The sequence below is a fragment of the Streptomyces acidicola genome (assembly GCF_009377235.1).
Lineage (GTDB): Bacteria > Actinomycetota > Actinomycetes > Streptomycetales > Streptomycetaceae > Streptomyces > Streptomyces acidicola.
In genome coordinates this window covers 1-11996 of record NZ_VMNX01000270.1, presented here as the reverse complement: position 1 = coordinate 11996, position 11996 = coordinate 1, and the positions used below count along the sequence as shown (strand labels likewise).

At 72.0% G+C, this 11996-nt stretch carries 8 protein-coding genes; 5 read left to right on the top strand and 3 right to left on the bottom strand.

The window, feature by feature from the left end:
* On the bottom strand, positions 1–1374 hold a 1374-nt coding region (locus FPZ41_RS39920), incomplete at its 3' end, for an ABC transporter family substrate-binding protein (RefSeq protein ID WP_322621333.1).
* Positions 1375–1744: 370 nt separating this feature from the next.
* On the opposite strand from FPZ41_RS39920, the gene FPZ41_RS39915 reads away from it, so the two are divergent.
* The 5 genes from FPZ41_RS39915 (at position 1745) to FPZ41_RS39895 (ending at position 7314) form a co-directional block, all read left to right on the top strand.
* Positions 1745–2035, top strand: a complete 291-nt coding sequence (locus FPZ41_RS39915) for a hypothetical protein (RefSeq protein WP_152868918.1) — start codon at positions 1745–1747, stop codon at positions 2033–2035.
* A gap of 114 nt (positions 2036–2149) precedes the next feature.
* Positions 2150–2971 (top strand): hypothetical protein, encoded by an 822-nt coding sequence (locus FPZ41_RS39910; RefSeq protein ID WP_152868916.1) that lies wholly within the window; start codon positions 2150–2152, stop codon positions 2969–2971.
* 16 nt (positions 2972–2987) lie between these two features.
* Positions 2988–4955 (top strand): fumarate reductase/succinate dehydrogenase flavoprotein subunit, encoded by a 1968-nt coding sequence (locus FPZ41_RS39905; RefSeq protein ID WP_152868914.1) that lies wholly within the window; start codon positions 2988–2990, stop codon positions 4953–4955.
* Positions 4952–5722, top strand: a complete 771-nt coding sequence (locus FPZ41_RS39900) for a succinate dehydrogenase/fumarate reductase iron-sulfur subunit (protein ID WP_131563971.1) — start codon at positions 4952–4954, stop codon at positions 5720–5722. Before FPZ41_RS39905 ends, FPZ41_RS39900 begins: the two co-directional genes overlap by 4 nt.
* A gap of 221 nt (positions 5723–5943) precedes the next feature.
* Positions 5944–7314 carry a hypothetical protein gene (locus tag FPZ41_RS39895; RefSeq protein WP_152868912.1) on the top strand — a complete coding sequence of 457 codons (1371 nt, stop codon included), beginning with the start codon at positions 5944–5946 and terminating at the stop codon, positions 7312–7314.
* Between the two features lie 35 nt (positions 7315–7349).
* Here the strand turns inward: FPZ41_RS39895 and FPZ41_RS39890 are convergent, their stop codons facing one another.
* Complete coding sequence (locus FPZ41_RS39890) at positions 7350–10796, bottom strand: SpoIIE family protein phosphatase (protein WP_407698881.1); 3447 nt, start codon at positions 10794–10796, stop codon at positions 7350–7352.
* A gap of 258 nt (positions 10797–11054) precedes the next feature.
* Complete coding sequence (locus FPZ41_RS39880; RefSeq protein WP_322621332.1) at positions 11055–11462, bottom strand: ATP-binding protein; 408 nt, start codon at positions 11460–11462, stop codon at positions 11055–11057.
* Positions 11463–11996: the final 534 nt, after the last annotated feature.

The window sequence follows — 11996 nt, the reverse complement described above, 5'->3', positions numbered from 1 at the left end:
GCCCGGCACCCACCCGGCGTCGGCGAGCAGGGCCTTCGCCTCCTTGGTGTCCTCGCCGCCGAGGGCGCCGCTGTTGTCGGCGTAGGCCGCCTGGCCGGCGAGGGCGACGTGGCTGCCGACGGGGACGGGGGGCAGCCCGAGCGGCTTCAGGACGACGTCGGCGAGCTGCTTGCGGTTCAGGGCACGGGCCACGGCACGGCGGACCCGCTCGTCGGTGAGGGGGCCCTCGGCGCCGTTGAGGGCGAGCTGGGTGTACGCGGGCTCCAGTGACTTGCGGACCTCGAAGCCGCGCAGGGCGGACTGCTGCAGGGCGTACTCGGAGATCGCCCTGCCCCGCTTCCGGCGGGCGCCGGCCTCCTCCTCGGCGGCCTTGTCGTCGGAGCCGTGCGCCACCGCCCAGGAGTGCAGGGCCCTGGCGGAGGTGAGCCCGGTGGCGGGACCGTGGGCGACGGACGCGCCCTTGCGGCCCTCGGTCTCCTTGCTGCTGCCCTTCCGTCCGACGCGGTCGATCCGCCGGGCGTCCTCCGCGTCGACCTCCGCGATGTCGACCTTGCCGTCGGCCAGCGCCTCCGCCCGCTCGTCGCGCGGCACGGCACGCAGCACCAGCTCCTTCAGCTTCGCGGGGCGGCCCCACCAGAGCGGGTTGCGGGCGAGGGTGACCTCGCCGTCCTTGCGGTCGACGGACTTGAGGGCGAAGGGTCCTGCGGTGAGCTTCAGCTTGCGCCGGGTGCCGTCGTTGAAGGCGTCCGGGCTGCTTGTGATCTCCTTCGGGTACAGCGGTGTGAACAGCGACTTCCAGTCGGCGTACGGCTTTTTGAAGGTGACGCGCACCTCCAGGTCGTTGGCCCCGCGCTCGATCTTCTCGATGCGGTCGTACCCGGCGTTGCGGGCCGTCCAGTACGTGGAGTTCTTGCCGGACAGGGCGCGCCACTGGGAGGCGAAGTCGGCGGCGCCGATCTCGCGGCCGTCGCTCCAGACGGCCTGCTGGTGGAGCTTGTAGAGCACGACCTGCTTCGGCTCGCGCTTGACGATCTCGGCGGACTCCAGGTAGTCGGCGTTCCGCTCCGGCCGGCCGTTCGCGTCCAGCCGGTACATCGACGGCAGGACGGCGCCGGCGACCCGCGTGGTGGCGGCGTCGGCGTCCGCCTGGAAGACGTTGAGCGTCTCGGGCACGGCGTCCACGGCCCACCGCAGGGTGCCCCCGTCGGCGATCTGTTTGCGTTCGGCGGGCGCGATGTCCTGCCCGGCGAGGGGTTTGCCGGCCGGGTCCTCCTCGCCGCACGCGGTGAGCACCGGCGCCACGAGCACGCCCGCGGCTAGGAACGCGACCGAGCGCAGCACCGCGCGCGGTCCGACTCGGTCGTCGGCTTTCACTGCAACCTCCGGGTGTCGCCGTAACGCTCCGTCGCTGTCGCCACGGAGAGTAAGGTCGTTTTGATCATATTCGGGGTATATTGGGCGATATGGCGCTGATCACATCGATCAGACGGATGGGCCCCACTGAAGGCGAGAGAGCGCGAGTGAACGCGGCGACACGACGAGAGGCGGAGACAAGCCCACCCAGGCGGCGCAACGGCCCCGTGTCCGCCGGGGCACGCCCGGAGCGCGCGACGGCGCGTTCACCGGGCTGCGATTCGCCAATCCGTGCACATGCCTTCACAGGGGCTTGTGTGACGCGCAACACTCTCAGGCGCATGAACGTTGCCACCCAGGGCCCGAGAGCCCGCGGAAGCGAGGTCACGTCATGTCCGTGCACGATGAACTGACATCGGTCCAGCGCTGTCTCGACGACCTGTTCCGGTCCCTGGGCCGCCTGGAACAGCATGTCGGCAGCGGCGGGCTGGAGATGCGCCGGGTCCGCGCCGACGCCGACCACCTGCGCGAAAGCGTCGCCCTGCTGCGCGACGCCGCGCCCGGGATCGGGCAGACCCGCCGTCCCGAGCTCGTCACCATCCCCGACACCCCGTACGACAGCACCCTGTGGACGGACTCGGACGACGAGGGACTCGGCGCCCGCGACCGCCACGCGCCCTGACCCCCGACCGCGAGTGAGCCGAAGGGGCGCGACACAGGCTCAGGCGCCCCGGAGGCGAACCCGAGCCCTGAAAAAGGGTTTCACCCGAGCCCCGACAAGAAGGTGCGTCCTAAGTTGGCCACTGGAACGGAACCTCATCTGAACAGCGGCGGTGTACGCACCGGCACACGCGCCGCGATCACCGCCCCGCACCTGCGGACCGACCGCTGGTGGCTGGCACCCGCCGCCACCGCGGCGGGGCTGCTCGCGTTCATCGTCTACTCGACGTGGCGGGCCTTCGCCGACGCGCACTACTACGCCTCGCCCTATGTCTCGCCCTTCTACTCGCCCTGTCTGGCCGAGCGGTGCGAGCCCATGCCCGGCGGGCCCAACTGGGAGATCTTCGGCAGCTGGTGGGGCATCTCCCCCGCCATCATCATCCTGATCTTCCCGCTGGGCTTCCGGCTGACCTGCTACTACTACCGCAAGGCCTACTACCGCGGGTTCTGGGCGTCACCGCCGGCCTGCGCGGTCGCGGAGCCGCACAAGAAGTACACCGGCGAGACCCGTTTCCCGCTGATCCTGCAGAACATCCACCGGTACTTCTTCTACGCCGCGATCCTCGTCGCCGGGATCCTGACGTACGACACCGTGCTCGCCTTCCGCAACGAGCACCACGAGTGGGGCCACATGGGCCTCGGCACCGTCGTGTTCCTCGTCAACATCGCGCTGATCTGGGCGTACACCATCTCCTGCCACTCGTGCCGGCACATCGTCGGCGGCAGGCTCAAGCACTTCTCCAAGCATCCCGTGCGCTACCGGATGTGGACCTGGGTCGGCAAGCTCAACGCCCGGCACATGCAGCTCGCCTGGGCGTCGCTGGTGAGCGTGGCGGTCGCCGACTTCTACGTCTACCTGGTCGCGTCCGGCGCCTTCGACGATCCGCGATTCTTCTAATGAGTGGGGCCTTGTGATGTCCGTGGTCGACCGGCAGGAGTGGGACGTCGTCGTGGTGGGCGCGGGCGGCGCCGGGCTGCGCGCGGCCATCGAGGCACGCGAGCGGGGCGCCCGTACGGCCGTGATCTGCAAGTCCCTGTTCGGCAAGGCGCACACGGTGATGGCCGAGGGCGGCATCGCGGCGGCGATGGCCAACGTCAACGAGCACGACAACTGGCAGGTCCACTTCCGCGACACCATGCGCGGCGGCAAGTTCCTCAACCAGTGGCGCATGGCCGAGCTGCACGCGCAGGAGGCCCCCGACCGGGTGTGGGAGCTGGAGACGTGGGGCGCCCTCTTCGACCGTACGAAGGACGGCCGGATCTCCCAGCGCAACTTCGGCGGGCACGAGTACCCGCGCCTGGCCCACGTCGGCGACCGCACCGGCCTGGAGCTGATCCGCACCCTCCAGCAGAAGATCGTGTCGCTCCAGCAGGAGGACCACCGGGAGACCGGCGACTACGAGTCACGGCTGAAGGTGTACCAGGAGTGCACGGTCACCCGGATCCTGAAGACTGGGCCTGACAGCGGCTCCGCCGCGGGCCGCCGTGTCTCGGGCGTCTTCGCGTACGACCGCGAGTCGGGACGCTTCTTCGTCCTCAAGGCATCGTCTGTCGTGATCGCGACGGGCGGTATCGGCAAGTCCTTCAAGGTGACGTCGAACTCGTGGGAGTACACGGGTGACGGGCACGCGCTGGCGCTGCTCGCGGGCGCGCCGCTGCTGAACATGGAGTTCGTGCAGTTCCACCCGACGGGCATGGTCTGGCCGCCGTCGGTGAAGGGCATCCTCGTCACGGAGTCGGTGCGCGGCGACGGCGGGGTGCTGCGCAACTCCGAGGACAAGCGGTTCATGTTCGACTACATCCCCGACGTGTTCAAGGAGAAGTACGCCGAGTCGGAGGAGGAGGGCGACCGCTGGTACGACGACCCGGACCACAACCGGCGGCCCCCGGAGCTGCTCCCCCGTGACGAGGTGGCGCGGGCGATCAACGCCGAGGTGAAGGCGGGCCGCGGCTCCCCGCACGGCGGAGTCTTCCTGGACGTCTCGACCCGTATGCCCGCGGAGGTCATCCGCCGCCGGCTGCCCTCCATGTACCACCAGTTCAAGGAGCTCGCCGACGTCGACATCACCGCCGAGCCGATGGAGGTCGGCCCGACCTGCCACTACGTGATGGGCGGCATCGCGGTCGACTCGGACACGGCGGCGGCACGGGGCGTGCCCGGCCTGTACGCGGCCGGCGAGGTCGCGGGCGGCATGCACGGCTCCAACCGGCTGGGCGGCAACTCGCTGTCCGACCTGCTGGTGTTCGGGCGTCGGGCGGGCTGGCACGCGGCCGAGTACGCGGCCGGGACGGCGGACGCACGGCCACCGCTGGACGACGTCCAGGTCGACACGGCGGCCGCGGAGGCGCTGCGGCCGTTCTCGGCCGAGGGCCCGGAACCCGGCGAGGAGGCGGGGCGACCGCCGGAGAACCCGTACACCCTCCACCAGGAGCTCCAGCAGACGATGAACGACCTCGTCGGCATCATCCGCCGCGAGACCGAGATGGAGCAGGCCCTGAAGAAGCTCGCCGACCTACGGGTACGAGCGCGGCGGGCCGGGGTCGAGGGGCACCGCCAGTACAACCCGGGCTGGCACCTCGCCCTGGACCTGCGGAACATGCTGCTGGTCAGCGAGTGCGTGGCGCGGGCGGCACTGGAGCGCACGGAGTCGCGCGGCGGCCACACCCGGGAGGACCACCCGACGATGGACCGCGGGTGGCGCAACATCAACCTTCTGTGCGCGCTGACCGACCCGACGGGCGGGCTGGCGGCCACCGACCCGGTCCGCGGCCAGATCGCCCTCACCCGTGAGACCACCGATCCCATCCGTCCCGACCTGCTCGCCCTCTTCGACAAGGAGGAGCTGGTCAAGTACCTCGCTGAAGAGGAGCTGTTCGAGTGACCAGCTATGAGGCCCGCTTCAAGGTGTGGCGCGGGGACGCGGAAGGCGGCGGCCTTGAGGACTTCAAGGTCGAGGTGAACGACGGCGAGGTGGTCCTCGACATCATCCACCGCCTCCAGGCGACCCAGGCCCCCGACCTGGCCGTCCGCTGGAACTGCAAGGCCGGCAAGTGCGGTTCCTGCTCGGCGGAGATCAACGGACGGCCGCGGCTGATGTGCATGACGCGGATGTCGGTCTTCGACCGGGAGGAGACGATCACGGTCACACCGCTGCGCGCGTTCCCGGTGGTCCGCGACCTGGTGACGGATGTCGGCTTCAACTACACCAAGGCGCGCGAGGTGCCGTCCTTCGTCCCTCCGGAGGGTGTCGGTCCGGGCGAGTACCGGATGATGCAGGAGGACGTGGACCGCTCGCAGGAGTTCCGCAAGTGCATCGAGTGCTTCCTGTGCCAGGACACGTGCCACGTGGTGCGCGACCACGAGGAGAACAAACCGGCGTTCGCGGGCCCGCGCTTCCTCATGCGCGTCGCCGAACTGGACATGCACCCGCTCGACGCGGCCGCAGAGTCGGGCCTGGACCGCAAGCGCACCGCCCAGGACGAGCACGGCCTCGGCTACTGCAACATCACCAAGTGCTGCACGGAGGTCTGCCCGGAGGGCATCAAGATCACCGACAACGCGCTGATCCCCCTGAAGGAGCGCGCGGTGGACCGCAAGTACGACCCGTTGGTGTGGCTGGGCTCGAAGATCCGGAGGCGGTCGACGTAACGCCGTCGTGAGCGGGGGCGCCTGTGGGCCAAGGGTGGTGGTAACGGTGCGTTGCAGTGCCGGGCGCGCCCATGCTTTTAAGGGGCGCGGGGAACTGCGCGACCAGCCACATTGAACCCGCAGCCGCCCACACACAGGAACCCGGCAGACGAGACGCACCCGGCCACACCCCCGGAGGACCCCGGTAGCGAGCCCCCGAAAGGGGCCATACGCTCCCAGATGTGACGTCCACCGGGGACCTGGTACCGCCGTTGGTCGCGCTGGTGACCGCGGCGGTGCTCGCCGCGTACTCGTTCGTACGGCGGACGCGGCGGGCCGGGACGCGTACGACACCGGGCGGCGGCGAGCCGGTCGTGGCGTCGGCGGAACTCGACCGGCAGGCGCGGCGGTTCCTCGTCGAGGCCGACGACTGCGTGCGGACGAGCACCGAGGAGCTCGGGTTCGTCGTGGGGTGGCTGGGTGAGGAGGACGCGCGGCCCTTCACTCAGGCGCTTCAGGACGCGCGGGCCGAGCTGGCGGCGGCGTTCCGGCTGCGGCAGCGGCTCGACGACACCGCCGAGCGGGTGCCCGCCGACGAGAGGCGGGAGGTCCTGAGGCAGACCGTGGCGCGGTGCGTGGAGGCCGGGCGGCGGCTGGACGCTCAGGCGCCCGCGTTCGACCAGCTGCGGGCGCTGGAACGGGAACCGACCGGGGCCCTGGAGTTCGCGGAAGCACGCTTCCGGCAGCTGACCGGCCGGGCGACGGGCGCGAAGGCGACCCTGGGCGAGCTGCGCGAGCGGTACGGCCCCGCCGCCTGCCTGCCCGTCGCGGGCCACGTCGAACAGGCCGAGGACCGGCTGGTGTTCGCCACGGAGCAGCTGGACGGGGCCCGGAAGGCCGCGGACCGGGGCGACCACGGGACGGCGGCGGTCCACCTGCGGGCGGCGGAGGGGGCCGTCCACCAGGCGGACGTCTTCGTGACCGGCGTGGACCGACTCGCCACCGGGCTGGCAGCGGCCGAGGCGCGACTGCCGGCGGTGCTCACGGAGCTGGAGTCGGCCCTCGTCGGGAGCGGTCTCCCCCAGGACCGTGTCACCGCGGCGACCGTGACGCAGGTACGCCGGAAGGCCGCCGCCGGGCCGTACGACCCTCTCGACGCGCTGCGCCGCCTCTCCGGGGCCGCTGCCGCGCCGGGGAGCTCGCTGCCCGGCCGGTACGCCGCCGACCTGCTCGACGGGGCCCTGCTGACGGCCCGGAGTGCGGTGACCGCGGCGATCGGCTTCGTCACGACGCACCGGGCGGCCGTCGGCAGCGAGGCACGCATCCTGCTGGCGGACGCGGAACGGCACTTCGCGCTGGCCCAGGAGAACTCCTCCTTCACCGAGGCCCGGCGCGCCGACCTCCAGGCTCACGAGGCCCAGCGACTGGCCCGGCGGGACGTGCGGTCGTACGGCAATCCGTACGGCGGCCCTTTCGGCGGCGGACTCGCCGGGGCTCTGCTGGGCGGCGTGCTCCTCGGGGAGGCGCCCGGCGACCGGGGCGCGCCACGAGGGCCGGCCTGTTTCGGCGGGCCCGCGACCCGAAGGCGGAGGAGTACGGGCCGCCCGTTCTGAGCAGCCGCCCCCCCCTCGATGGAGCGGCGGGCTCACTAGAACAGGCTGAGCAACGCCTCCGCCGGGTCCGTCAGTCCGGACTCGCCGTCCGGGAGCGGGAGTTCGAACCAGACCGTCTTGCCGCGCGGTGTCCGGCGCGAGCCCCAGGCCGCGGAGAGCAGGCCGACCAGCTGGAGGCCCCGGCCGCCCTCGTCGGTGTCCCGCGCCCGGCGTCGGCGCGGTTGCACCAGGCCCGCGTCCCACACCTCGCACACCAGCGTCCGGTCCAGCAGCAGCCGCAGCCGGATCTCGCCCTCGCCGTACCGCAGGGCGTTGGTGACGAGTTCGCTGACCAGCAGCTCGGTCGTGTCGACCAGTGGTTCCAGGTCCCACGCCTGGAGCTGTCCGCGCGCGTACTCGCGGGCGCGGCCCACGCTGCGGGGTTCGCGGGCCAGGGTCCAGTCGCCCACGGAGTCGGCGGGCAGCCCTTGTACACGGGCCATCAGCAGGGCGATGTCGTCCTCGCCGTGGTGGGTGTCGAGGGTGTTGAGGACGTGGTCGCAGACATCCTCCAAGGGCTGGGAAGGGTCGGTGAGGGCGCCGACGAACGCCTGGAGGCCCTCGTCCAGCGGATGGTCGCGGCTCTCGACCAGTCCGTCGGTGTAGAGCGCCAGCAGAGCACCTTCGGGCAGGTCGACCTCCACCTCTTCGAACGGCTCACCGCCCACGCCGAGCGGCATGCCCGGCGGCACGTCCAGCATGAGCGCGCTCTCGCCGGGCTCGACCAGCACGGGTGGGAGGTGGCCGGCGTTGGCGAAGGTGCACCTTCTCGTCACCGAGTCGTAGACCACGTACACGCAGGTCGCGAGGTACACCTCGGAGAGGTCCTTGTCGCGGGGCTGGCGGGCGGCCGTGCGCGAGGCCTGCTGGATGCCGCCCTGGGTGCCGAGGCCGCGGGCGATCTCGTCCAACGCCGAGAGGACCTCGGCGGGTTCGAGGTCGAGCAGGGCCAGCGTACGGACGGCGGTGCGGAGTTCACCCATGGCGACGGCGGCGCGCAGGCCCCGGCCCATGACGTCGCCGACGACCAGCGCGGTGCGGTGACCGGGGAGTTCTATGACGTCGAACCAGTCGCCGCCGACCTCGGTGGCCGCGTTCCCCGGCAGATAGCGGCAGGCGATGTCCAGTCCGGACGCCTCCGGGTCGCCCGGCGGGAGCAGGGACCGCTGCAGTATCAGCGCCCGTTCGTGCTCGCGGCGGTACAGGCGGGCGTTGTCGATGCAGACCGCGGCGCGCGAGGCCAGCTCCATGGCGAGGGCGCGGTCGCGTTCCCCGAACGGCTCGCTGCCCTTGGTGCGCGAGAACTGGACGAGCCCGACGACCGTGTCGTGCGCGACCATCGGGACGGCGAGAGTGGACTGTATGAGTCCGCCGTCCTCGGCGGGGATGTGCTGCGGCCGGGCCATGCGCAGGGCGTCCGCGCAGGGCGAGTTGAAGGGGTAGTGGTGGACCGCGCCGAGGGCGACGGGGGCCGGACCGCCCACGAAGGGCGCGTCGGAGACCGCGCTGGCGAAGGCCACCCGGCGCAGTTCGGCGCTGCCGTCGGCGAGTCCGGGCGGGGTCTCGTCGCCCACGAGGAGCCCCTGGTAGAGGTCGACGGTGGCGAGGTCGCAGAAGCCGGGGACGACGACGTCGAGGAGTTCGCGGGCGGTGGTCTCCAGGTCGAGGGAGTTGCCGATGCGGGCGCCGGCGTCGTTCAGGAGAGCGAGATTGCGTCGCGCGGCGGCGGCCTCGCGGGCTGCGGCGCGCCGGGCCGTGACGTCCGTTCCGAGCCAGGCGATGCCGATGGGCCGGCCGGTGCCGCTGTGTACGCGGTAGAGGTTGATGGACCAGTGGCGGCGCTCGTCGGAGCCCGGCACGAAGCCGGTGACGTTCATGTCCGTGATGGACTCGCCGGTCTCCAGGACCCGGCGCAGGGTCGCGGAGACACGCTCGGCCTCGGATGGCGGCAGGTAGTCGTGGACGCCGCGCCCGCGGTGCTCGTCGGGAGCCCCGCCGAAGGTGGAGGCGAACCGCTGGTTGGCGCGCCGTACCCGCATGTCGGTGTCAATCAGCAGAAACGCAAACGGAGATTGGCCGAAAATCGACTGAGAAGCGGCGACGTCGGTCTCGATCGAGCGCAGGGTGCGGACGTCCACCACGATGCACACGGCGGCCCGTTCGCCGTCCTCAGTGGTCGTGGGCATCACATAGACCTCGGCGAGCCCCTCGGTACCCTCGGCGTCGGGCATCCGAACCGGGATGACTCCGGTCCACTCACGGCCGTCGAGGATCTCGGCCATCTTGCGCTGACCGCGTTCGCGCAGATCGGGAGTCACGAAAGCGGCGATGGGGTCCATACCGAGGGCCCGTTCGGCGGGGATGCCGAAGATGGTCTCGGCGCGCAGGCTCCACTGGTCGACGAGACCGTCGGGGCCGATCGAGAACGAGGCGACCTTGACGTAGTCATAGAGGGAGCCGGGCGGACTGCTCTGCCACATGGAGTCACCGGGCCCATCTACGGACGCGGCCGCGCCGAGACCTTCACTGGGCCGGCCGACCGACACGCCCGCACCGCGACCGTCACGAGGCCGGGCGGCCGACACACCCGCGCCACGTCCGTCACCGGGCCGGGCGGCCGACACACCCGCGCCACGTCCGTCACCAGGCCGGTCGGCCGACACACCCGCGCCACGTCCGTCACCAGGCCGGTCGGCCGACACACCCGCGCCACGTCCGTCACCAGGCCGGTCGGCCGACACGCCCGCGCCACGTCCGTCACCGGGCCGGGCGGCCGACGCACCCGCAGCGATGCCATCACCAGATCGCGCACCGGACGCGCCCGGGCAGCGGTCACCGACTCCCGCACCCGGGGTGCCAGTGCCGAGATCCTCGCCGGGCCGGTCCGCCGACTTGCCTGCGCCGCGGCCGTCGCCGAGCCGCGCGCCGGACGCGCCCGCACCCAAGCGGTCACCGACTCCTGCACCCGGTGTGCCCGCACTGGCGCTGCGGCTGTCACCGGGCCGACCGGCCGACACGCCCGCGCCGAGGCCTTCGCCAGGCCGGGCGCCGGCTGCCGCGCCCGCGCCCGCGCCCGAGCGGTCGCCGGACCGTTGGTCCGGGACGCCCGCGCCCGGCGTCTCACGCCCGTCACCGGCCGACGCGCCGGTCGTTCCGTTACTCGTGGCGGCGGACACACGGTGGGCTCCGCGGGCGGCGGGCGCGCGGCGGCCCGCGTCACCGGCCGCGTCTCCGGTGGTCCCGCCGGGCACGCTGTTTACGCCGGCGGTGCCGATGGTTGTGCCGTGGGTGGTGCCGTCGGCAGTACGGGCCGTCGCGCGGCCCGTTGTGCGGCGTACGGCCCCGCGTGGCGTGCCGCCCGCGGCGGAACGGCTCGCGGCCTCACCCCTCGCGCCGTCCGACGGGTCCTCCGACTCCGTGGCCTTCGCTGGTATCTCGCTCACGCGAACCGTCCCCTCCAGCTCACCGCGTCCGGCTTCGGTCACCGGGGGCGGCTGCCCGCAGTATCCAGCACTACGGCGCCGCACGACACGGTGTTCACGATCACAGCACGGTCCCGATGCCTTTTGGACCGGCCCGGCCATACTCCCAGTCTTCTAACCCTGCGGCGGCACCTCGAACCAAGGAGTCCGGGCGGCACCACTGGTTTGAACCGCTCTGCGGCCGTGCGCCCCGGGGAGCCTCCCCCCGCGGAACGTGCGTCATCCGGGCACGGCCAGTTCGAACCATACGGTTTTCCCGCCCGTTCCGGGCCGGGTGCCCCAGGCCCGGGAGGACGAGGCCACGAGCTGGAGACCCCGGCCGCCCTCGTCGTCGGGGTGAGGTGCGAGCGCGTGGGGCGGGTCCGGGAGGGAGTCGGAGACCTCCACGAGCAGGACACCCAAGGGGGCGGTGGGGCGGCTGAGGCGCACGCCAATGGGTCCGGTGGCGTGTCGCAGCGCGTTGGTCACCAGCTCGCTCACCAGCAGGGCCGTCACATCGGCGAGGGAATCGAGGCCCCAGCCGCGCAGCCGGTCCCTGACGGCGGCGCGAGCGGCCCGCACGGCACCGGGCTCAGCGGGGAAGGTCCACTCGGCGCAGTCGCCTTCGGTGTCGATCACGCCGATCACTTCCCGGGCCAGAAGCGGAGGGTGTCCGGTTTCTTGGGGTTAATGGGCACATACCCGATATCGGATACCACCTACCGCGCACAGGGGCGCACTGTGGCACGAACAGCGTAGGAGGCGCACACGCCATGAGCCTCATGCTTCCCGCAAGTCCGTGAGGCACATGCCCTGCCGGGGACAGAGGGACCTGCGGCACTCGATTGCCGGGATACGCAGGGCGCACCCTCGGGCGCACGCCATCGCACGCACCCCTGGGCCCAACAGAGCCGGTCTGCCGCGCGCGGAGCGTAACCCCAAGCCGGGGCCCGGAATATGCCGGGACGCCGGCTACACCCCGACACTGGCGCACCTGGTGGCTCTGGCTCCGGCATGCCCGACGCACCCTGGTTTCGGTTCGTCCGGTGCGCCCGCTAGGGCCTGTACGGAGTCGTGATCACCTGCTGGTACAACTCTCGTGTGGCGAGGCGTGAACTCAGCGACGACGAGTGGGCGTTGGTCGAGCCGTTGCTGCCGATCGGCGCCTGTGGCCCCTATCCG

Bases quoted from the DNA above. Each gene is read 5' to 3' on its own strand.
- FPZ41_RS39905 (WP_152868914.1), top strand. From the start codon at position 2,988: ATGTCCGTGGTCGACCGGCAGGAGTGGGACGTCGTCGTGGTGGGCGCG.
- FPZ41_RS39915 (WP_152868918.1), top strand. From the start codon at position 1,745: ATGTCCGTGCACGATGAACTGACATCGGTCCAGCGCTGTCTCGACGAC.